17 protein-coding genes, 1 other RNA gene and 1 pseudogene are annotated in these 22,413 nt (G+C 53.6%); 9 read left to right on the top strand and 10 right to left on the bottom strand.

The features are described from left to right. Positions 1-108: 108 nt before the first annotated feature. Both aroH and ppsR read right to left on the bottom strand, forming a co-directional pair. Complete coding sequence (gene aroH, locus NL510_RS10265) at positions 109-1,155, bottom strand: 3-deoxy-7-phosphoheptulonate synthase AroH (RefSeq protein WP_253384261.1); 1,047 nt, start codon at positions 1,153-1,155, stop codon at positions 109-111. 151 nt (positions 1,156-1,306) lie between these two features. Continuing rightward, entirely contained in the window at positions 1,307-2,140 is an 834-nt protein-coding gene (gene ppsR / locus NL510_RS10270) for a posphoenolpyruvate synthetase regulatory kinase/phosphorylase PpsR (RefSeq protein WP_253384263.1), read from the bottom strand. A 335-nt stretch (positions 2,141-2,475) separates the two neighbouring features. Between ppsR and ppsA the strand changes: the two genes are divergently transcribed. Next, a complete protein-coding gene (ppsA, locus tag NL510_RS10275) occupies positions 2,476-4,854 on the top strand; it encodes a phosphoenolpyruvate synthase (RefSeq protein WP_253384265.1) in 2,379 nt (792 codons plus the stop codon). A gap of 107 nt (positions 4,855-4,961) precedes the next feature. Here the strand turns inward: ppsA and NL510_RS10280 are convergent, their stop codons facing one another. Further along, positions 4,962-5,216 carry a hypothetical protein gene (locus NL510_RS10280; RefSeq protein ID WP_253384267.1) on the bottom strand — a complete coding sequence of 85 codons (255 nt, stop codon included), beginning with the start codon at positions 5,214-5,216 and terminating at the stop codon, positions 4,962-4,964. Between the two features lie 369 nt (positions 5,217-5,585). On the opposite strand from NL510_RS10280, the pseudogene NL510_RS10285 reads away from it, so the two are divergent. The 3 genes and pseudogenes from NL510_RS10285 (at position 5,586) to NL510_RS10295 (ending at position 10,177) form a co-directional block, all read left to right on the top strand. Further along, a pseudogene (locus NL510_RS10285) lies at positions 5,586-6,987 on the top strand (MFS transporter). A gap of 3 nt (positions 6,988-6,990) precedes the next feature. Then, entirely contained in the window at positions 6,991-9,366 is a 2,376-nt protein-coding gene (locus NL510_RS10290) for a glycoside hydrolase family 3 N-terminal domain-containing protein (protein WP_253384269.1), read from the top strand. A gap of 568 nt (positions 9,367-9,934) precedes the next feature. Further along, a complete protein-coding gene (locus NL510_RS10295; protein ID WP_253384271.1) occupies positions 9,935-10,177 on the top strand; it encodes a hypothetical protein in 243 nt (80 codons plus the stop codon). A gap of 80 nt (positions 10,178-10,257) precedes the next feature. Here NL510_RS10295 and rprA read toward each other — a convergent pair. After that, positions 10,258-10,365: antisense sRNA RprA (gene rprA, locus NL510_RS10300), an RNA gene on the bottom strand. Between the two features lie 201 nt (positions 10,366-10,566). Beyond that, positions 10,567-11,682: an AI-2E family transporter YdiK gene (ydiK, locus tag NL510_RS10305; RefSeq protein ID WP_253384273.1), complete on the bottom strand. Its 1,116-nt coding sequence runs from the start codon at positions 11,680-11,682 to the stop codon at positions 10,567-10,569. Positions 11,683-11,879: 197 nt separating this feature from the next. Between ydiK and ydiJ the strand changes: the two genes are divergently transcribed. The 3 genes from ydiJ to NL510_RS10320 all read left to right on the top strand — a co-directional run bounded on the left by ydiJ (position 11,880) and on the right by NL510_RS10320 (position 15,623). After that, on the top strand, positions 11,880-14,936 hold the full coding sequence (ydiJ, locus tag NL510_RS10310; RefSeq protein WP_253384275.1) for a D-2-hydroxyglutarate dehydrogenase YdiJ: 3,057 nt from the start codon (positions 11,880-11,882) through the stop codon (positions 14,934-14,936). After that, positions 14,933-15,343 carry a 1,4-dihydroxy-2-naphthoyl-CoA hydrolase gene (gene menI, locus NL510_RS10315; RefSeq protein ID WP_253384277.1) on the top strand — a complete coding sequence of 137 codons (411 nt, stop codon included), beginning with the start codon at positions 14,933-14,935 and terminating at the stop codon, positions 15,341-15,343. Before ydiJ ends, menI begins: the two co-directional genes overlap by 4 nt. Before the next feature lie 85 nt (positions 15,344-15,428). Beyond that, a complete protein-coding gene (locus NL510_RS10320; protein WP_253384279.1) occupies positions 15,429-15,623 on the top strand; it encodes a YdiH family protein in 195 nt (64 codons plus the stop codon). 46 nt (positions 15,624-15,669) lie between these two features. Here the strand turns inward: NL510_RS10320 and NL510_RS10325 are convergent, their stop codons facing one another. The 5 genes from NL510_RS10325 to ycgZ all read right to left on the bottom strand — a co-directional run bounded on the left by NL510_RS10325 (position 15,670) and on the right by ycgZ (position 19,745). Then, complete coding sequence (locus tag NL510_RS10325; protein ID WP_253384281.1) at positions 15,670-16,299, bottom strand: helix-turn-helix domain-containing protein; 630 nt, start codon at positions 16,297-16,299, stop codon at positions 15,670-15,672. Positions 16,300-16,530: 231 nt separating this feature from the next. Beyond that, on the bottom strand, positions 16,531-18,681 hold the full coding sequence (gene fdhF / locus NL510_RS10330) for a formate dehydrogenase subunit alpha (protein WP_253384283.1): 2,151 nt from the start codon (positions 18,679-18,681) through the stop codon (positions 16,531-16,533). A 191-nt stretch (positions 18,682-18,872) separates the two neighbouring features. Further along, positions 18,873-19,151 carry a biofilm development regulator YmgB/AriR family protein gene (locus NL510_RS10335; RefSeq protein WP_253384285.1) on the bottom strand — a complete coding sequence of 93 codons (279 nt, stop codon included), beginning with the start codon at positions 19,149-19,151 and terminating at the stop codon, positions 18,873-18,875. A 29-nt stretch (positions 19,152-19,180) separates the two neighbouring features. Then, a complete protein-coding gene (locus NL510_RS10340) occupies positions 19,181-19,501 on the bottom strand; it encodes a hypothetical protein (protein WP_253384287.1) in 321 nt (106 codons plus the stop codon). A 4-nt stretch (positions 19,502-19,505) separates the two neighbouring features. After that, positions 19,506-19,745 carry a regulatory protein YcgZ gene (gene ycgZ / locus NL510_RS10345; protein WP_148418990.1) on the bottom strand — a complete coding sequence of 80 codons (240 nt, stop codon included), beginning with the start codon at positions 19,743-19,745 and terminating at the stop codon, positions 19,506-19,508. 339 nt (positions 19,746-20,084) lie between these two features. Between ycgZ and NL510_RS10350 the strand changes: the two genes are divergently transcribed. Both NL510_RS10350 and NL510_RS10355 read left to right on the top strand, forming a co-directional pair. After that, positions 20,085-21,305, top strand: coding sequence for a diguanylate phosphodiesterase (locus NL510_RS10350; RefSeq protein WP_253384289.1), 1,221 nt, complete (start codon positions 20,085-20,087; stop codon positions 21,303-21,305). Between the two features lie 193 nt (positions 21,306-21,498). Continuing rightward, positions 21,499-22,227: a MerR family transcriptional regulator gene (locus tag NL510_RS10355; RefSeq protein ID WP_253384291.1), complete on the top strand. Its 729-nt coding sequence runs from the start codon at positions 21,499-21,501 to the stop codon at positions 22,225-22,227. Positions 22,228-22,413 lie beyond the last annotated feature (186 nt).

Consider the following 22,413-nt stretch of genomic DNA (forward strand, 5'->3'; position numbering starts at 1 on the left):
ATTATCAATAAACTATAAATTCACGGCAAGCGTTTTTATGAAAATAGTGGACGGGATCAAATTTGGCGAAAAGCGGCGGCCGCTGAAAGGCCGCCTCTGGATAAATAATCAGAAGCGGGTATCAACCGCCGCAGCCAGCCTCTCCAGCAGTAGCTCGCTGTCATCCCAGCTCAGGCACGGGTCGGTAATTGACTGGCCGTAAACCAACGGCTGGCCGGCCACGATTTTCTGCGTGCCTTCCTTGATAAAGCTTTCAGCCATGATACCTGCCACGGCAGTTGAGCCGCTGCGGATCTGCTGGCAGATTTCATCGCATACATCCAGCTGGCGGCGGTGCTGTTTCTGGCAGTTGCCGTGGCTGAAATCCACGACCAGCTGTTCAGGCAGGTCAAACTCGGCCAGCGTTTCGCAGGCTGTTGCAATATCTTCTGCATGGTAGTTCGGTTTTTTCCCGCCGCGCATGATGATATGGCCGTAAGGATTGCCGCTGGTTTGGTAGATGGTCATCTGGCCGGACTTATCCGGCGACAGGAACATATGGCTGGCGCGCGCCGCGCGAATAGCATCGACCGCAATGCGCGTATTACCGTCCGTACCGTTTTTAAACCCGACCGGGCACGAGAGCGCAGAGGCCATTTCACGGTGGATCTGGCTTTCGGTCGTCCGGGCGCCAATCGCCCCCCAACTGATGAGATCGGCGATAAACTGTCCGGTCACCATATCAAGGAACTCGGTCGCAGTGGGTACGCCCAGCTCGTTCACCTGTAACAGCAGTTTACGCGCCAGCTCAATACCGTGGTTCACGCGATAGCTGCCATTGAGATCCGGGTCAGAGATCAACCCTTTCCAGCCAACGACGGTACGCGGTTTTTCAAAGTAGGTACGCATCACGATCTCGAGGCGATGCTGATGTATATCGCGCAGCCCCTGGAGCCGCTTTGCATATTCCATTGCCGCATCCAGGTCGTGGATGGAGCAGGGGCCGATGATCACCAGAAGACGCTTGTCTTCACCCTTGAGGATTTTTTCAATGCGGCGGCGTGAAGCCGTCACCTGTTCCGCAACCTCGGCGGAAACGGGATGCCGTTGGGCCAATTCAGCCGGCGTGACCAGGCTATCAATGCGCGCGGTGCGCAGTTCGTCGGTTTTGTTCATGGGATATCTCAGAAATTTTTTGCTTCATCGGCAGACTACCGGGAAGTGATGGGCATCACCTTAAACCAATCCCTGCTGATTTCAAGTTCGGGACGATGCCGCCCCGATGATGCCCTCAGGATAACTGAAACTCGGTTAATGTACTAGCATATTAGTACATTCGGCGACTCAATCCCATGATGTCGAGAATTTTGGTGGCGATTTCTTCTACAGAATAGTTAGTACTGTTCAGACACGGGATCTGGTTTTTGCGATACAGGGCCTCAACTTCAGCGACCTCCATGCGGCACTGGCGCATTGAAGCATAGCGACTGTTCTCGCGGCGCTCTTCGCGGATTGCCGCCAGACGTTCCGGGTTAATGGTCAGACCAAAAAGCTTATGTTGCAACGGCTTCAGCGCGGCGGGGAGAACCAGGTTATCCATATCATCGGCAATAAAGGGGTAGTTCGCGGCGCGAATGCCAAACTGCATTGCCAGATAGAGGCTGGTTGGCGTTTTGCCGCAGCGCGATACGCCAAGCAAAATTACCTGGGCCTGATCCAGATTACGCATAGAGATACCGTCGTCATGGGCGAGGGTATAATCAATGGCGGCGATACGCGCATCGTATTTTATCAGGTTGCCCGGGTTCAGTCCGTGGGTGCGGTGAGCGACAGGCGTGGGATCGAGCTTCAGTTCATTCTGCAGCGGGGCGACCAGCGCCTGCACGATATCCTGACAAAAGCCTTCACTTTGAATAATAATGGCGCGAATTTCGGGGAGTACGATGGAATAGAAGACCAGCGGGCGCATGCCGGTTTGCTGGTAAATGGCGTCTATCTGGTCTTTAACCGCTTTGGCGCGGCTCTCGTTTTCCACAAACGGCAGCGTGATGCTGTTTATCGACACGGGGAATTGCGACATCACCGCGTGTCCCAGCACCTCGGCGGTGATCGCCGTCCCATCAGAAATATAAAAAACGTGGCGATCGACAACATTATCCATTTTATCCACCCTGAATATCGGATCTAATTGCCTGAAAGCATAAATTAAAAAACGAAAACAGGCATTAAAGAACATCTTCTGATTATAAATGAAAGGGTGTTTTTAATTTTACTGAAAAGCGTATTTCATTTTCCGGATTGCCGCTCTATTTGTATGGTTTTCGCTGGAAGCCATAGGAATCATCGGGTTAGCGTGGGATGGGAAAGTGTCCGAAAAATTGAAAATTTATATTGCTTACACGATTCACCGTTTTTTAAGCGCACATAATTATGCCAGTATAAATGCGAAGTCAGGCGTTACTTACTCCGATCAAATATCACAAAAGGATTGTTTCGATGTCCAACAATGGCTCGTCACCGCTGGTGCTTTGGTATAACCAACTCGGCATGAATGATGTAGACAGAGTTGGAGGCAAAAATGCCTCCCTGGGTGAAATGATTACAAATCTGTCCGGTATGGGCGTTTGCGTACCCACCGGGTTTGCCACAACGGCCGATGCGTTTAACCTGTTTTTAGACCAGAGCGGCGTGAACCAGCGCATTTACGAGCTGCTGGACAAAACGGATATTGATGATGTTACCGCGCTTGCCAAAGCCGGATCGCAGATCCGCCAGTGGATTATCGACACACCTTTCCAGCCGGAACTGGAAAAAGCTATCCATGATGCCTACAGCCTGCTCTCCGCTGACGATGCGCAGGCCTCCTTTGCCGTGCGCTCTTCTGCGACCGCAGAAGATATGCCCGATGCCTCGTTTGCCGGACAGCAGGAAACCTTCCTGAACGTGCAAGGCTACGATGCGGTGCTGGTGGCGGTGAAGCACGTTTTCGCTTCCCTGTTTAACGACCGTGCGATCTCCTATCGCGTACACCAGGGTTATGACCATCGCGGCGTGGCGCTCTCCGCTGGCGTACAGCGTATGGTGCGTTCCGACGTGGGTTCTTCCGGCGTGATGTTCTCTATCGATACTGAATCCGGCTTTGACCAGGTGGTGTTTATCACCTCCGCATGGGGGCTGGGCGAAATGGTGGTCCAGGGGGCCGTCAACCCTGACGAATTCTACGTACACAAACCTACGCTTGCGGCTAACCGTCCTTCGGTTGTGCGTCGCACCATGGGATCAAAGAAAATCCGCATGATCTATGCCCCGACCCAGGAGCATGGCAAGCAGGTCACGATTGAAGATGTGCCGCAGGCGCAGCGCGACCGCTTCTCGCTGACTGACGCCGAAGTGGAAGAGCTGGCCAGGCAGGCGGTGCAAATAGAAAAACATTACGGCCGTCCGATGGACATCGAATGGGCGAAAGACGGGCATACCGGCAAGCTGTTTATTGTACAGGCGCGCCCGGAAACCGTGCGTTCCCGCGGCCAGGTGATGGAGCGTTATACGCTGCATGCGCAGGGCAGCATTGTGGCGGAAGGCCGTGCCATCGGGCATCGCATCGGGGCCGGCCCGGTGAAAGTGATTCACGACATCAGCGAGATGAACCGTATTCAGCCAGGCGACGTGCTGGTCACCGATATGACCGACCCGGACTGGGAGCCGATCATGAAGAAAGCGGCAGCCATTGTCACTAACCGGGGCGGACGTACTTGTCACGCGGCGATCATCGCCCGTGAACTGGGTATTCCAGCGGTGGTCGGCTGTGGCGACGCCACCGAGCGCATGAAGGACGACGAGAAAGTGACTGTCTCCTGCGCCGAAGGTGATACCGGCTATGTGTATGCCGACATCCTTGACTTCAGCGTGCAAAGCTCCAGCGTCGATACCATGCCGGACTTGCCGCTGAAGATCATGATGAACGTCGGTAACCCGGATCGCGCCTTTGACTTCGCCTGCCTGCCAAACGAAGGCGTAGGTCTGGCGCGCCTGGAATTTATCATCAACCGTATGATCGGTGTTCACCCGCGCGCGCTGCTGGAGTTTGACGACCAGGACGTGAAGTTGCAAAACGAAATCCGCGAGATGATGAAGGGCTACGACTCACCAAAGGCGTTCTACGTCGGCCGTCTGTCGGAAGGGATCGCCACGCTCGGTGCGGCGTTCTACCCCAAACGCGTAATAGTGCGCCTGTCTGATTTTAAATCCAACGAATACGCTAATCTGGTCGGGGGCGAACGGTACGAGCCGGAAGAAGAGAACCCCATGCTGGGCTTCCGTGGGGCTGGACGTTACGTGTCTGACAGCTTCCGCGCGTGTTTTGCGCTGGAGTGCGACGCGGTGAAACGCGTGCGCAACGACATGGGGCTGACCAACGTTGAGATCATGGTTCCGTTCGTGCGTACTGTCGACCAGGCAAAAGCGGTGGTGGACGAACTGGCGCGTCAGGGGCTCAAGCGCGGCGAGAACGGGCTTAAGATCATCATGATGTGCGAAATCCCGTCTAACGCCCTGCTGGCGGAGCAGTTCCTGGAGCATTTCGACGGCTTCTCCATCGGTTCGAACGATATGACGCAGCTGGCGCTGGGGCTGGATCGTGACTCCGGGGTCGTCTCCGGGCTGTTCGATGAACGTAACGAGGCGGTGAAAGCGCTGCTATCGATGTCCATTCGTGCAGCGAAGAAACAGGGTAAATACGTCGGGATTTGCGGTCAGGGGCCTTCAGACCATGAAGACTTCGCTGCCTGGCTGATGGAAGAGGGGATAGATAGCCTGTCCCTTAACCCTGATACCGTAGTGCAAACCTGGCTAAGCCTGGCTGAACTAAATAAATAACACGTTTTAAACAAAAAAAGGTTCCCCTTTAAAAGGGGGAACCTCAATCATTACATGCGGGCGGCACGAATTCGTGCAGATTATGAACCTCCGCAGCCCTACGGGCGTTACTTTCCAGCGCTATAGCTTCCTTTAACCTTACTGGCCTCCATGACCTTACGCTCCAGTTCAGCCCTACGTTTATCTGCGTTTCTACGGTCCTGTGAAGTACTGCGCTCGTTACGCTCCTGTGCCGCTTTCGCTTCTCGTGAACCAGGATCAGGGCCTCCAGCGGGATCATTTGCAGGCCACCCCATAGCCATGGCGCCAGGCGTGTTAAGCAAACATAAACCTAAAAGGATGGTTTTAATTAATTTAGTCAAAGCAGGTTCTCCATAATGATAAAAAAAGGCTGATAACCTTGTTTACGCGTCGCAGGGAAGAGACTGTAAAATGAAAAATCTGAACAGCCAGTAGGGTTATTCCCCCATTTTTACGCAGATGATAAATAAAACAAGGTTATGCGTTCTGTTCAAAGCATTGTTGCAACGCTCGCGATGAAACAGGCTTTTGCCTTATTTTATGCTGCCCATCACAAATAAAACAAAAAACCAAATATCGTAATTTACCTGTGAGTTTAGACAATTGTTAGTGCGCAACGCGTTGCTGATACTTGAGCCTTACCGCGCATTCCCCAGGGCGATGCGTGACTGGTTGAAATACGTTTTAACCTGATAAAAGGCAAATAAAAAATGACACTTCCCTCTGTTTTGCGTACTAAAGACAAAATAGGCTATGGCTTAGGTGATATGGCCAGCGCGCTGGTCTGGCAAACGGCAACGTTATTTCTTGCCTATTTCTACACCGACGTTTTTGGTTTACCCGCGGCCGTGATGGGAACCATGTTTTTAGTGGTTCGCGTGGTGGATGCGTTTGTCGACCCCTGCATTGGCGCGATGGTGGATCGCACTCAGACGCGTCACGGGCGTTTTCGTCCCTGGCTGCTGTGGTTCGCAATTCCGTTTGGCGTGAGCTGCCTCATCACCTTTTATGTCCCGCAGGTGGGGGCGACGGGCAAAATTATCTACGCCTGCCTCACTTACACCCTCCTGAGCCTGATTTATTCCGCAATTAATGTCCCTTACTGCGCCATGCCGGGGGCACTCACGTTGGATCCTCGTGAGCGGCACTCTTTACAGTCCTGGCGCTTTGGCCTGTCGTTTATCGGCGGGTTGGTCGTCACGGTCATCGCCCTACCGCTGGTCTCGCACCTGGGCCAGGGTAACGTTCAGAAAGGCTATTTTTATGCCATGAGCCTGATGGGGTTGCTGGGTATTGTTTTATTCTTCTGCTGTTTCTTTATGACCCGCGAGCGTTATTCTCCCCGTAATGATACCTCCGGCTCCATGCTCACTGATTTAAAACTGCTGGCCGGAAACAGCCAATGGCGGATTGTTTTCTTGTTTAATATTTTGCTGTTAACCGCCGTGGTGACGCGTGGGTCCGCGACGATGTATTACGTCAACTATGTGCTGCTGCGCCCGGATCTGGTTTTCGCCTTTATTGTTTCCGGCATGGTGGCGTCCTTAAGCGGCGCATTATTATCGGAACGTCTGTTAGGGAAATTTGACCGCATTCGCGCCTATCAATGGACCATTATTTCCTTCGTTATATTTGGTGCGCTGATTTTCTTTCTTCCTCCCTCACAGGTGTGGCTGATATTTGGCCTGAACATTATTTTTAGCTTTATTCAAAACCTGACTACACCGCTGCAGTGGACCATGTTTTCCGACGTGGTCGACTACGAGCAGCACCGTAGCGGCCGTCGGCTGGACGGTCTGGTCTTCTCCACCGCGCTGTTTGCCATCAAGTTTGGGCTGGCGCTGGGGGGGGGCCGTAGTCGGCTGGGTGCTTGGTATGGTGGATTACGCGCCCGGCCAGGCGACGCAGGCACCGCATGTGCTCTCAACCATTAATGCTCTTTTTACCCTTATCCCCTGTGCGCTTTTCCTGTGCATGGTGGCGCTGCTTTCCATCTACAAGCTTAACAGCCAGCTGGTAGATTCCATCGCCCGCGAACTTGCCAGCAAGCGCGACGTGCGACCCGATGCAGGGCAACTCAGCCCGGCCACCCATTCTGCAATACAGGAGTAAAACATGACGGTTATCTATAAGGACGCGGGACGTCCGGTGCACGAGCGCGTCGCCGATCTGCTGGCGCGTATGACCCCGGAAGAAAAATATGCCCAGATGCACGCGTACTGGCTGATCCTCGATGAGAACGGCAACCACCGCGAGCGCAGCGATTTGAGCGATGAATTTGCGGGGGTAAGTGAACAGGCCGCGCTTAGCGAACGGCTGAAGCTGGGAGTCGGGCAGATCACCCGTCCGCTGGGCACCCACATCGTCGATGCCAGAACCGGGGTGCGTGCGGCAAACGCTCTTCAACGCATGATGATGGAAGAGACCCGGCTCGGCATCCCGGCGCTGTTTCACGAAGAGTGCCTGGTGGGGCTGCTGTGCAAAGAGGCCACGCTGTTTCCCTCTTCCCTGAACTACGGTTCAACCTGGGATCCCGAACTGGTGCAGCGGGCGGCAAAACAAATTGGCCAGGAAGCACGTTCTGTGGGGTGCCAACAGGGCCTGGCACCCGTGCTGGATGTGTCCCGGGATGTGCGCTGGGGGCGTACGGAGGAGACCTTTGGTGAAGATCCCTGGCTGGTGGGAGTGATGGCGACCGCCTACGTAAAAGGGTTGCAGGGTGAAAAGCGCGATCTGCTGGCAACGCTCAAACATTACGTGGGTCACTCGTTCAGTGAAGGGGCGCGTAACCATGCCCCGGTCCACCTGGGTTTTAGCGAACTCAACGACACCTTCCTTCTGCCGTTTGAAATGGCCGTGAAGCTGGCAAACGCCGGGTCGGTGATGCCTGCCTATCACGATATTGATAATCAGCCCGCGCACAGCGACCACTTCCTGCTGACCACGGTACTGCGCGAGTGGTGGGGTTTTGATGGCATTATTGTGGCGGATTATGGCGGCGTGAGCCTGCTGCACCAGCATCACGGGACCGCGCACGATGCGGCGGGTTCGGCGGCGCTTGCATTTAACGCCGGGCTGGACGTTGAGTTACCGAAGGACGACTGCGCACGCCATCTGGCCGACGCGGTCGATCGCGCGCTGATCGCACCGGCGAAAATCGATGAAATTGTCGCTCGTGTGCTGACGGAAAAATTCCGCCTCGGGTTGTTCGAAAAACCCTACGCCGATGAGAACAACATCGATCTGCAAAATGAGACCACCCGGCAGGTTGCGCGTGAGGTGGCGACAAAGTCGCTAACGCTGCTTGAGAATAACGGCATTTTACCTCTTGGCGGTAAACCCCACGTGGCGGTGGTTGGGCCAACGGCTGACGATCCGCTGGCCTTGCTGAGCGGCTACAGTTTCCCGGTGCACTTGATTATCAGCGATATGGTTGAGGAGACTTCGCAGGTGACCACCCCGCGCGCGGCGCTGGAACACCGCCTCGGTACCTCGCAGGTGCGTTACGCTAAAGGCTGCCACATTATTGAAACGCGGATGGCCGGTGCGCCGGTATTTCCCGGAGACAGCGGCGGTAAACCGATGCAGCAGTCGCCGGTTTCGCAAAGCACCGCACTGATCCCCGAGGCCGTGAATGCTGCAAAAGAGAGTGACGTGGTGGTCGCCTGCGTCGGCGATCTCGCCGGGCTGTTCCAGAGTGGGACGGTAGGCGAAGGTTCAGATACTGATTCTCTTAACCTGCCGGGCGTGCAACAGCAACTGCTGGAGGCGCTGGTAGCAACCGGCAAACCTGTGATTGTGGTGATGACCGGCGGGCGCCCTTACAACCTGCAGGGGCTGGAAGATAGGGTTGCTGCACTGATGATGGCCTGGGCGCCAGGGCAGGAAGGCGGCTGGGCGATTGCCGATGTGCTTACCGGTCGCGCCGAGCCGCAGGGCAGGCTGGTGGTCAGCGTGCCGAAGAGCGCAGGGGCGATGCCGTACTATTACAACCACAAACTTAAAAGCGGCGGCACGCCGTTCGCGTTTCACTTCGGTTCCCGCTATCCCTTTGGTTACGGTCTGGGCTGGACGCAATTTAACTGGGGGACGGCGCGCGTGGCGCACCCCCACATCCCTGTCGACGGTGAGGTGGTGCTAAGCCTGGATATCACTAATACCGGCGAGCGCAGCGGCAGTGAAGTGGTCCAGGTCTATGTCCGGGATAAGGTCGCGACTCAGGTCCGGCCGCTTCAGGAACTGAAGGCGTTTCAGCGCGTGACGCTCTCGCCGGGTGAAAGCGCAACGCTCACGTTCACCTTGCCGGTGGAGATGTTCAATTTCACCCGTCGCGACGGGAAACGTATCGTTGAACCCGGTGAATTTGAGCTACAGATTGGCACATCGTCGGCGGATATTCACGAGGTGGTCGGCGTGGCCGTAACCGGTGAGACACGTGTGCTGGCCGCTGAATGGAAAATGGTAAGTAAATGTAATGTAACAAGAACATAAAGGAATGGGCTCGCGCTTGTTCGCCGGGACGAGCCCTGTTTTTATGATTAACCGAGTTAATATATTCCAGAAAAGCACGAATACCTCATAAAATGAGATCGCATAAGAATATTCTTGCCCGCCTTCATAATGAATCAACCCCATGAAGCTTCCTGTATGGATTGTATTTATTAATTCTGGAGAAAATTACGGTGATTATCGACTTGTCTGTGATTTTGGTTATCTTGCTTTTAATAATTTGTGCTTTTCTTTATCGTCTGTCGGTTATGGAGGATAAACTTTTGGCCATGGAAATAAGGCATTTAGCAGAGGTTAATGCGGCCAGAAGGGAAGGTTATATTAACTGTATGAACTTACATTCAAGCATTGAAGAGCATTTAAGGAACGGTGAGAAAAGAACGAGAATATCCTATCCCTATGATCGCTAAGATAATCTGAGTACAGCATTACCTGTAAACAACGCGGCGTAATGTATCTGGGGCAGCGCAAAAACATAAAAATATCGGGTACAGGTGAGGGCTGATAAGCCTTTGGAATTTTTTAACGAAACGTTTTGAGAGCTTTCGATATGCAACATGTGACAATGAAATCCAGCCACTTCGGGGCATGGATGATGCATCTGATGCTAACAATGTGGGGTGGGGCGCTTACCGGTGGGTTGGTCGGCTTTGTGATTAGCCTGATTGATGGCGACTCACGATCTTTCGACGTCGGCCTGTGTGCGGCGATGGGAATGATCGTTTATATTGTTTGTTTTTTGGTTTATGTATTTGTACGGACCGCTTTAGGCTATTCTGATTTCAATCATTAGCACACGCTTTGCACACACGAGCGTCTGTGTCTGCAACATCCCTGAAATGCCGTCACGGCGGGTTGTGCTGCGAAATCAGGATAAAAAAAAGCCCATCGTGGGAGATGGGCAAAGACTACACACAGCAATTCGTTGTTTCACTCAGGGGATTTCCATGCTTATAAATCAAGGTGTTGATTTATAACCGTGTCCTAATAGTAGGCATCTCAGCTTTTAGCGTCGATCGGATTCGTCTCAATAGTTAAATAGACGTAAAGATTTCTTGCGGCGAATAACTTACAAAGCGGATCAGACCAGTGGATATACAGTAAATAGTTTAGCATTGCTTAAGTATTGATGCAGCGACAGGCTGCCGGGTAGCGCAATACTCCCCGGCGACTCGGCTCATTTTACCGTGTATTTCTCTCTTCTAACTCTTCCAGCTCACTTAAGATAGCGTCCGGGTCGGTTGCCGGGGGAGGAACTTCGTACACCCAGGCCGAGAACAGTCGCCATGTCACAGCCAGAAGCACCGGGCCGATAAACAGGCCAATCATCCCAAAGGCGATCAACCCGCCAATCACACCGGAGAGAATCAAGATCAGCGGCAAATCGGCACCCATACGGATCAGTATCGGGCGTATGACGTTATCCATAGTTCCCACCACGCAGCTCCAGACCAGCAGCACTGTGCCCCAGGTGGTATCGCCCGTCCAGTAGAGCCAGACGATGCCGGGCACCAGCACCAGCAGCGGGCCCAGTTGCGCAAGGCAGGTCATCAACATGATAACCGTAAAAACGGTAGCATACGGCACGCCAGAAATCGCAAGGCCGATGCCTCCCAGCACCGCCTGCACCAGCGCGGTCACCACAACGCCCAGCGCAACGGCGCGAACCGCCTGAGCCGCCAGCAGCACGGCGGCATCGCCGCGTTTGCCCGCCAGCCGGATGGCGAAATGACGCACGCCCAGCGCAACCTGTTCCCCGCGCCAGTAAAGCAGGGCGCTGAACAGCAGCATTAAGCTACAGTGCATCATAAAGCGGCCGATGTGCGCCGCCTGGCCGACGAACCAGGTGGTGGTGGTGCCAATATAGGGCCGCACCTTTGCCATTAACGCGCTGCCGCCCATCTCCAGCAAACTGTGCCATGCGCCGTAGAGTTTTGACCCAACCAGCGGAATGGTGTTCAGCCAGGCAAGATCGGGCAGGGTCATATCGCCGCTGGTGATGGCCCGGACGATTGGGCCGCTCGAGTCGACAAGGCTGTTGACCAGCAAGGCAATGGGAATAATGAACAGCAAGAACAACAGCAGGGTCATGACCAGAACCGCCAGTCCGCGCCGTCCAAACAGCAACTTCTGCAAGCGTAAAAGCAAAGGCCAGGTGGCAACCACTACGGTGGCGGCCCAGGCGAAACCGAGAACGAACGGTCTAACAATCCACAGGCACGCGATTATCATGAGGGCCAGGAACAGCACCGATAACAGAATTTGCGCTACATCCCTGGGCTGACGAAGATTAACCATAAACGAAACTTTCCTTAAATGAATACCCGCTGGGCTGGTAAGAACACAAACCGCATGTCTTTAATGATTGGTGATAGCAGCCGTTTTTGACAGGCAAATTCTGCCTGTAATTCATCAAAGCACATAAGAAAAAAATGTGATAAAAAGTTGTAATACAACGCAAACGATTCCCACCACTCTCATTAGGGTCGACAGTAATGATCCCACAGATTTCTCAGGCACCTGGCGTCGTTCAACTGGTGCTTAATTTTTTGCAGTCACTGGAGCAACAGGGTTTTACGGGTGATACCGCCACGAATTATGCCGACAGGCTAACGATGGCAACCGATAACAGTATTTACCAGCTCCTTCCCGATGCGGTCGTTTTCCCACGTTCAACCGCTGATGTGGCGTTAATCGCCCGTCTGGCGTCGCAGACGCGGTTTAGCTCTCTGGTCTTTACCCCACGCGGCGGGGGGACAGGTACCAATGGTCAGGCGCTGAACCAGGGCATCATCATTGATATGTCCCGCTATATGAACCGCGTTATTGAAATCAATCCTGAAGAGGGATGGGTACGGGTTGAAGCCGGAGTCATTAAAGATCAGCTCAACCAGTTTCTTAAGCCTTATGGTTTTTTCTTTGCGCCGGAGCTTTCCACCAGCAACCGCGCCACCATTGGCGGAATGATAAATACCGATGCCTCCGGTCAGGGGTCGCTGGTGTATGGCAAAACCTCAGATCACGTAATGGGCGTGCGCGCGGTGCTGCTGGGGGGCGATATCCTTGATACGCAGCCGATCCCGGTTGAGCTGGCAGAGACGTTAGGCAAAGAGAGTACCGCGAGCGGGCGAATTTACCGTACCGTACTGGAACGCTGTCGCGAAAACCGTCAGCTTATACTGGACAACTTCCCGAAACTGAACCGCTTCTTAACCGGCTACGATCTGCGTCACGTCCTTAACGACGACCTGAGCCAGTTCGACCTCACCCGCATTTTGACCGGTTCGGAAGGGACGCTGGCCTTTATTACTGAAGCGCGTCTTGATATCACCCGGCTGCCAAAGGTGCGTCGGCTGGTGAACGTCAAATACAACTCCTTCGATTCTGCGCTGCGCAATGCGCCGTTTATGGTCGAGGCGCGCGCGCTGTCGGTCGAAACCGTCGACTCTTCCGTGCTAAACCTGGCCCGGGAAGATATTGTCTGGCACTCGGTGAGCGAGCTAATTACCGATGTGCCAGATAAAGAGATGCTTGGCCTTAATATTGTTGAATTCGCCGGTGACGATGGCGAACTGATCGAAAGCCAGGTGGCTGCGCTGTGTCAGCGCCTTGATGAACGGATAGCCCTGGGGGAAGGCGGGGTGATTGGCTGGCAGTTGTGCAACGAGCTTTCCGGCATTGAACGTATCTACGCGATGCGTAAGAAAGCCGTGGGCCTGCTCGGCAATGCTAAAGGCGCCGCCAAGCCGATACCCTTTGCTGAAGACACCTGCGTTCCGCCAGAGCATCTTGCCGATTATATTGTTGAATTTCGCGCGCTGCTGGATAGCCACGGCCTGAGTTATGGCATGTTCGGACACGTCGACGCCGGGGTTCTGCACGTGCGACCGGCGCTGGATATGTGCGATCCGCAGCAGGAGATGCTGATGAAAGCGATCTCTGACGACGTGGTGGCATTAACGGCAAAATACGGCGGTCTGCTGTGGGGTGAACACGGGAAAGGGTTCCGGGCGCAGTACAGCCCGGCGTTTTTCGGTGAGCAACTCTTTGCCGAACTGCGTAAGATCAAAGCGGCATTCGACCCGGAAAACCGGCTCAACCCGGGGAAAATATGCCCACCCGAGGGCGTTGACGCGCCCATGATGCAGGTAGATGCCGTCAAGCGAGGCACCTACGACCGACAAATTCCGATTGCAGTACGCGGCTCGTGGCGCGGTGCGATGGAGTGCAATGGCAACGGTCTGTGCTTTAACTTTGACGTGAAAAGCCCGATGTGTCCGTCGATGAAGATCACCAGCAACCGTATTCACTCGCCAAAAGGGCGGGCGACGCTGGTGCGCGAATGGTTGCGTTTACTGGCCGACCGCGGCGTCGATCCGCTTAAGCTTGAGCAGACGCTGCCGGAAAAACGGTCCAGCCTGCGTTCGCTTATTGAACGTACCCGCAATAGCTGGCATGCCAACAAGGGGGAGTATGATTTCTCCCATGAGGTAAAAGAGGCGATGTCTGGCTGTCTGGCCTGCAAAGCCTGCTCAACCCAATGTCCGATCAAGATTGACGTGCCGGAATTCCGTTCGCGCTTCCTGCAACTCTATCACACGCGCTATCTGCGCCCGGTGCGCGACCATCTGGTGGCGACGGTTGAAAGCTATGCCCCGCTGATGGCGCGGGCGCCAAAGACCTTTAACTTTTTTATCAATCAGCCGCTGGTGCGTAAGATGTCCGAAAAGCATATCGGAATGGTGGATTTACCGCTGCTGTCAGTGCCGTCTCTGCAACATCAGATGGTGGGACATCGCTCGGCGAACATGACCCTTGAGCAGCTTGAGGCGCTAAGCCCTGCAAAGAGAGCGAAGGTGGTGCTGGTGGTGCAGGATCCCTTTACCAGCTACTACGACGCACAGGTGGTGGCTGATTTTGTGCATCTTGCGGAAAAGCTGGGCTATCAGCCGGTGGTCCTGCCGTTCTCGCCTAACGGTAAAGCGCAGCATATCAAAGGCTTCCTGACCCGTTTTGCCAAAACAGCGCAGAAAACTTCAGACTTCTTAAACCGCGTGGCGCAGCTCGGCATACCGATGGTCGGCATCGATCCGGCGCTGGTGCTCTGTTATCGGGACGAGTATAAGCAGACGCTGGGGGAAGATCGCGGCGATTTCCACGTTATGCTGGTGCATGAATGGCTGCCTGCGGCGTTACAGCCCGCTGCCACCGAGGACCTGGGTGGGGAACCCTGGTATCTGTTTGGCCACTGTACCGAGGTAACCGCGCTGCCGGGGGCACCGGCTCAGTGGGCCGCTATTTTCGCGCACTACGGCGCGAAACTCGAAAGCGTCAGCGTAGGCTGCTGCGGAATGGCCGGTACCTACGGCCATGAAGTGAAGAATTATGCTCACTCGCTGGGCATTTACGAGCTGTCCTGGCACCAGGCGATGCAGCGTTTGCCGCGCAACCGCTGTCTGGCAACGGGCTACTCCTGTCGCAGCCAGGTAAAGCGCGTTGAAGGTAATGGCGTTCGCCATCCCCTCCAGGCTTTACTGGAGATTATAGGATGATCTGGAAACGTGCAGTGACACTACAGGTGCTCAACGCCATGGGTGAGGGGAATATGGTGGGACTGCTGGATATTCAGTTTACCCGCATTGGTGAGAACGACCTGGAAGCGACGATGCCGGTTGATAGCCGTACTCAGCAGCCGTTTGGCTTACTGCATGGCGGGGCGTCCGTCGTGCTGGCCGAAACGCTGGGCTCCGTGGCCGGTTACTTGTGTACCGAAGGGGAGCAGAAGGTCGTCGGGCTGGACGTTAACGCGAACCATATGCGCCCGGTGCGCAGCGGACGCGTGCGGGGTCTCTGCCGTGCGCTTCATGTCGGTAGACGCCATCAGGTGTGGCAGATTGATATTCTGGATGAGCAGGATCGCCTGTGCTGCTCATCGAGGCTGACCACGGCAGTGGTGTAATGTGAGTCGCTGTTTTGCTTTTGGTCAAAAACTCGCCAATAAGGTGTGATATACTGGTCAGGATTTGTACATCAACGAGGACATCATGGATACTGAAATAACACCCACCCAGCTGGCACTTGAATATATTCGTCGCGATAAGAGCAACCTGTCTCCGGCGCAGTACCTGAAAAAACTGAAACAGCTTGAGCTGGAATTTGCAGATTTGCTGGCGCTCTCTTCGAATGAGCTTAAAGAAGAGATCTACTTTGCCTGGCGGTTGGGCGTTCACGTCCATTAATACTTAGCGAAAAGGCCGCCGATGCGGCCTTGTTTGTCTTCTGAAGTCAGTACCTGGCGGGGAGTTTGTTAATTTTAATGAGCCTGCCTTCTTCCACTTCAATAAATCCCCCGGTTTTCAAATCGGCCAGAATGCGCATAACACCGCTGCGTGAGAGCAGGGTTTTATCCCTGATGTACCTTTCCGCTGCCACGCTACGCCGATAACTCTCGTCCTCTTCCATCAGGTTAATTAACTGGTGGCGAATCATCGCGTATGCCGTGGTGCCTCCCTGTGGCATGATGTCATGATAAAGTCGGTTATAGACAAACATCAGATGACGGGATAAAAGCCCCCATAACGCTTTCTTAGTGATAATTTCGGCCACCTTTTCAGTGGTGATGATCCCAATAAGACCAGGGCTTACGTTTTTAAGATAATCATTGAAATAATTATCCGTCAGGTTCGCCACGCCGAAAATTGCGGGATTGCGCGCCGTGGAGAGCATCATGTTATCGCTTTTTCTGTAAACCGCGATGGTGCCTTCAAGGATTAAGTAACACATGCCCTGGCCATTGACCTGCAGATCGAGTCGTTCGCCACGGACCGCTCTGCGCGTCGTGCAGTGAGGCAGAATGTGGTTGATAAGTTCCTGAGCGTAAGGAGAACCGCGATGAGAGTGAACTGATGAAAACATAGCCATTAACCAGCAAGGTGACCAAACGTGTTCTAGTGTCGCTCTAATCTTGCATCATCTCCAGATAAAATGTGCTTTCAATACGGGTGGTTAAAGGGAAACGTAACCCCCGACGCCAATGCTGAAGCAGGAACCGGTGCGCTTAAAGGCACCGGCTCCAGTATCACAGACATTCTTGCGCCAGACGGGCCCCAGCACGACTCCTCAGCCGAAGGGCAATTCGAGGCAACGTCAAACGTTCACCGCACCGATCAACCGGGTCTTCATCGTTTGATAGGCAGACGCCGCATAGTCTTCCGCCCAGCGCTGATCCTCTATCGCTTCCAGTTGCACCGCACAATATTTCGTTTCCGGTGTTTTGGCGATCGGGTCGAGATTATCCTGCGTCAGTTCATTACAGGCGCCAATCCACCACTGATAGGTCATATAGACGGCGCCGGCATTGATGCGATCGCTGATGCTGGCGCGAGTCATCACCTTGCCTCTGCGTGAACGGACCCACACCAGTTGCCCGTCCCTGATACCGCATTTTTCGGCATCGACAGGGTTCATCTGTACTTGACCCGGTTCGTCAGCCAGACTTTGCAGCGCGGCGCAGTTACCGGTCATTGAGCGACAGGAGTAATGGCCCACTTCACGTACCGTACAGAGCACCAGCGGATAGTCATTATCCGGCACTTCTGCAGGCGCGCGCCAGGGGGCAGCAAACAGCTGGCCTTTGCCCGTAGGGGTATCGAACTGATTATCTTTATACAGATAAGGGGTACCCGGGTGGTCCAGCGTCGGGCATGGCCATTGTACATGGCCCATCTCGCCCATTTTTTCATAGGTCACGCCAAAGAACAGTGGACACAGTTCGCGCATCTCATCCCAGATCTGCTGGTTAGAGTCGTAGTGCATCGGGTAGCCCATTTCTGTCGCCAGCAGGCTGATTATCTCCCAGTCGCGCTTCACGTTGCCGGTCGCGTCGATGGCTTTTCCGAAACGCTGGAAGCCACGGTCAGCGCAGGTAAAGACGCCCCCATGTTCGCCCCAGGAGGTTGCCGGGAGCAGCACATCCGCGACCTCGGCGGTTTTGGTCATAAAGATATCCTGCACCACGACAAAATCGAGTGCCTCAAACCCGCTGCGGACCAGCCCAAGGTCGGCCTCAGTCTGCAGTGGATCTTCCCCCATGATGTAATAGGCCTTAATCTTGCCCTCCAGCGCCAGATGCGGCACTTCGGTGATGCGCGTTCCAACCTGGGTGTCCATTTTTTCGGCGTCAATACCCCACGCATCGGCGAATTTTTTGCGGGCGACGGGATCGGTGACGTCCTGATAGCCAGGGAACAGGTTAGGCAATACGCCCATGTCACATGCGCCTTGCACGTTATTCTGCCCGCGTACCGGCCCTACACCCACCGCCGGACGACCGAGATTACCGGTCAGCAGCGCCAGGCTGGACAACCCCTTCACTACGTCCACCGCCTGACCGAACTGCGTTACGCCCATCCCCCACATGACGGTGGCTGAAGGGGCTGCAGCGAATGTGCGCATCGCCTGGCGCACGTCGCGGGCAGGAATGCCGGTAAGGTGTTCGACGTTCTCCGGCGCGTAGTCTTTAACCGTCTGCCGATAGGCATCAAGCCCTTCGGCAAAGCGGGCCACGTAGTTCTTGTCATACAGCTCTTCTTCAAGCAGAACATAGCCGAAGGCGTTGACCAGGGCCATGTTACTGCCATTTTTTAGCGGCAGATGTTGATCGGCAATACGTGCGGTTTCAATCCGCCGCGGGTCGCAGACGATGATTTTTGCCCCATTTTCTCGGGCTTTCAGCACCCGGCGGGCCACGATTGGGTGAGAGTCGGCGCAGTTGTAGCCAAATACCAGCAGGCATTTTGAGTTTTCAATATCGTTAATAGCGTTGCTCATCGCACCATTGCCGAGCGTCTCTTGTAAGCCGGCGACGGAGGGGCCGTGGCAGACGCGCGCGCAGCAGTCAACGTTGTTGGTATTAAGCACCGCGCGGGCAAATTTTTGCATCACATAGTTGGTTTCGTTACCGGTGCCTCTTGAGGATCCGGTGGTCATGATGGCGCGCGAGCCGAACTGCGCCTTGATGCTGCTGAGCTTGTGCGCAGTATAGCGAATAGCCTCTTCCCAGGTGACAGGGGTAAATGCCTCGCCTTTTTGATAGCGGATCATAGGTTGCGTCAGGCGGGGGGTAAGCAGGCGGGTATCGTTGAGGAAGTCCCAGCCGTAAAAACCTTTCAGACACAAGGTGCTCTGGTTGGTGACGCCGTCTGCGGCTTCGGCTCGGAGAATACGGTTATTTTCAACGACAAGATTAAGTTTGCAGCCCGCACCGCAGTAAGGGCAGACACTGGCGATTTTTTTCATCAATAACAGACCTGTTAAGAAATGAAGCAAGAGTTAACTGGAAAGCCCAGTCCCGTAAACAGGGAGTAAGCAGGATCCATGCCATCATGTTTTAACCGGTTTTTGCGAGGGTACGGACGGGAAGGGGTGTCATCGTCAGCGGTTTCGTCAGATTTGACGATGACACACAGAAAGGCGCAGAGGCTGAGGGACTACAGGTCATCCATGGTATAGCCGACAACGATTTCCAGCGTTTTGCGGATAACATCGGCCTGCACGACGTCATGAGTGGCTTCCAGCGTCTGGATCAGCCAGAGAATAATGGCTTTATTGGTCAAATGCCCTTCAGAGGCAAGCACGCAGCGTACTGCAACTGAAAAAACAGCGGACTCTTCAGCAAAATGTTCGCCAGCGTGGCGAAAATATTCCGACAACGCGCTATCTAAAAAGGCAGAATGGTATTCTGGTTGCGGCTGAATATTTTGTCTCATTTGTTCTCACCGTAGCTGTTAGGTTGTAGTCAATGTATGTTTTTGGGGTCTGACGGTTTTCCATTTCCAAATAAAGGCACGACATTGTCTCTGTTATTTTTAAGAGATCCCTCTCTTATAAATCGTCCTTGCGCGGTTCTGCGACGCGTAAAGGCGGTGGCATTTTCGCCGATATCGGCAATCACACGGGCCAGTGTCTCCCGCCGCTGGGGATCCTTTTCATGCGCTTTCATATCGTGCAGTCGCTGTACCAGAGTATCGGTTGTCACTGTTCCGCGCTCTTTCAGAAGTGAAAGGACGGCTTCACCGATGAGTCGGTCGATCAGTCGATCTGCGTCACTGCTGTTCATCCCGTTACCGTTCGAAGAGCAGGCCAAGCAGCATGTGATAATGTTGTTCCTCTTCCGGGCCATCGGCCTTTTCGAGGCGACTTAACAATTTGGTGCAGAGCGATTTGCGATTAAGATTTCGCCCGTCGCTAAGAATTTCAACCACAACCTGGCCCAGCGTCTCCTGTTGAGTCGGCAGAGCGGCTTTCTCAAAGTACTGCGCAATCGCTGCGGCTGAATCTGCGACGTAACCGTTCTGGTGCATGTTTCGCTCCTGTAAAAAACTGTAATCAGTAACGTTACATTTAAGGTATACATAATTTCTAAATCTGTACATGAAAAATGTACATATTTTTTAACTTTTTTGGATGTATCTTATAATTCTTTTTGTTTTTTATAAGGATATGATTGGTTTTTTTTACCATTTTACACAGGTTATATTGTACAAAAGGCTTAAGTATTACAGAGTTGTACAAAATGTGAAGGGGGGCGTTTGTAGGCCGTAAACCGTTGAGATGTAAATTATTTGTCAGGCATTTAATGTGCTATAACAGAAGTCTACCCACGATATTCGTGGTTTATCCTTATTTACCCCAGGAAAAGCATGCTAACAACCATCATATACCGCAGCCATATCTGCGAGGACGTTCCGGTGAATACGCTGGAGGAAATGGTAGCAACTGCGAATAGTAAAAACCGGCACGCCAATGTCACGGGGATCCTGCTGTTTAACGGCACGCATTTTTTTCAGTTACTTGAAGGACCAGCGGAAGATGTTACGGCTATTTATCAGCATATTTGCCGCGACCCCCGTCATCATAACGTGGTAGAACTGCTAAGCGATCACGGCCCAAATCGACGTTTTGGCAATGTGGGTATGGAGCTCTTCGACCTGCGTAAATACGACCGGGATGAAGTGTTGCAGAAGGTGCTCGACAAAGGCACAACCAAATATCAGATGACCTATAACGATCGTGCGCTGCAGTTTTTTCGCACCTTCGTCGATGCCACTGAAAAAGCCAACTATTTTGAACTCCCACCCGCGGACTCCTGGGATTTTATTCCTGAAGATACGCCATTGTCATTGCAGCCAGAGGTGGTGGCAAAAGGGGCGGATTGTAGCTTTGCTTTCCAGCCCATTGTGGATCCGTTCATGCAGCAGGTGGTCTCCTGGGAGGCGCTAATTCGCACGCCAACCGGTGATTCACCTAAGGCCTATTTCGACACGCTGTCACAGGCGGAAATCTATTGGGCCGATCTCAACAGCAAACAAGTCGCACTCTCAATGGCCTGCACGCTTGGGCTGCAGACTCAGGTATTATCTCTTAACCTGTTGCCGATGACGCTCGTTAATGTGCCTGGCGCGGTTGATACGCTCCTGACGGCCATTGCCGCGAATGGATTTGTGCCAGAGCAGATCAACATCGAGTTTACAGAAAGTGAAGCGATCTCGCGATTCGACGAGTTCTCCCATTCAGTGAGACAGTTAAAAAGCGCGGGTATTAGCGTGACTATCGATCACTTTGGCGCCGGTTTTGCCGGGCTGCAGTTACTCGCACAATTTCAGCCGGACAGAATTAAGATAAATCGGGATTTGATTGCTAATGTGCACAAAAGCGGACCGCGACAGGCCATCATACAGGCGATCATAAAGTGCTGTGCGTCGCTGGAAATTCGGTTCTGCGCCGTGGGGGTTGAGCTGGCTGAAGAGTGGATGTGGCTTGAGTCTGCGGGGATTTCGGAGTTCCAGGGACATTTGTTCGCCAGCCCAAGGCTTGGGGCAATTCCGGCGATAGCCTGGCCGGAAAAAAAATACGGACTCTGATAAAGCTGTACGTTATCCTTCAGGGGTAGTTGTACGTACGGCCAAATTTATACAACAATGTATTAACCAGTGAATGGTTTTTTCGCCATTCACTTGCTCTGAAACGGGCAGTTAGTTATACACGTTGTTTGTACAATCTGATAAGGTTGGTTTGGTTTGGTTGGGTATGGAAGTATTAAGCGTGAGGGAGTTAATGGCCTATTACAGTATCGGCGAAGTCGCCGAACGATGCGGTATCAACCCCGTTACGCTGCGTGCCTGGCAGCGCCGTTATGGATTGTTGAAGCCACAACGTAGCGAAGGGGGTCATCGTCAGTTTGACGATGAAGATATCCTGCGTATCGAAGAGATCAAGCGCCTGATGAAAAGCGGCGTGTCGGTCGGTAAAGTGAAAGCGCTGCTGGAAAACAAAGAAGTGATGACCCAGGGTAACTGGGCCTCTTTCCAGGAAGAGATGATGACCGTTCTGCGCTATGCCAGTCCGGCAAGGCTGCGCGCGAAAATTGCCGAGTTTCGCCGTGACCATGCCGTGGATCCGCTCATCGACAATATCATCACGCCTGTCCGCCAGCGAATGAACCAGGACCAGAACACGGTGCGTCATATGGCGAGCCTGCTTGACGGTGTACTGATTGAGTTCGCCCTCTCAAGCGTTGCCGAGTCACGTAAAAAACCCGGCAAAGATGCCCTGCTAATTGGCTGGGAGTGCGACGACCGCACCCATCTTTGGCTGGAAGCGGCGCGACTGTCGCACAGGGGCTGGCATATTGATGTCCTGGCTGAGCCGATTGACTCTCCGCGGCCGGAACTGTTTCCGGGGCAAAATATTTTCGTCTGGACAGGAAAATCGCCGACGCTACGTCAGCAGGAGCAGCTCGACCACTGGCACGATCAGGGGTTTGCCGTCTCATTTCACGTCTGATTAAGGGGTCCGGAAGGGCCTTTTTTGTTATTGCTGTGTCGTTTACCGTGCAGGTCACCCTCTATCTCAAAAATAGGCATTTTCGATGCATATTTTATTATTCTACTCAACCTCTCCATTATTCTTATGAAATTCCTTACTTATCAATTTATTGAGAAATTAAATCCATCCCGTCCGCATCTTGTG

The sequence above is a fragment of the unidentified bacterial endosymbiont genome, assembly GCF_918797525.1.
Lineage (GTDB): Bacteria > Pseudomonadota > Gammaproteobacteria > Enterobacterales > Enterobacteriaceae > Enterobacter.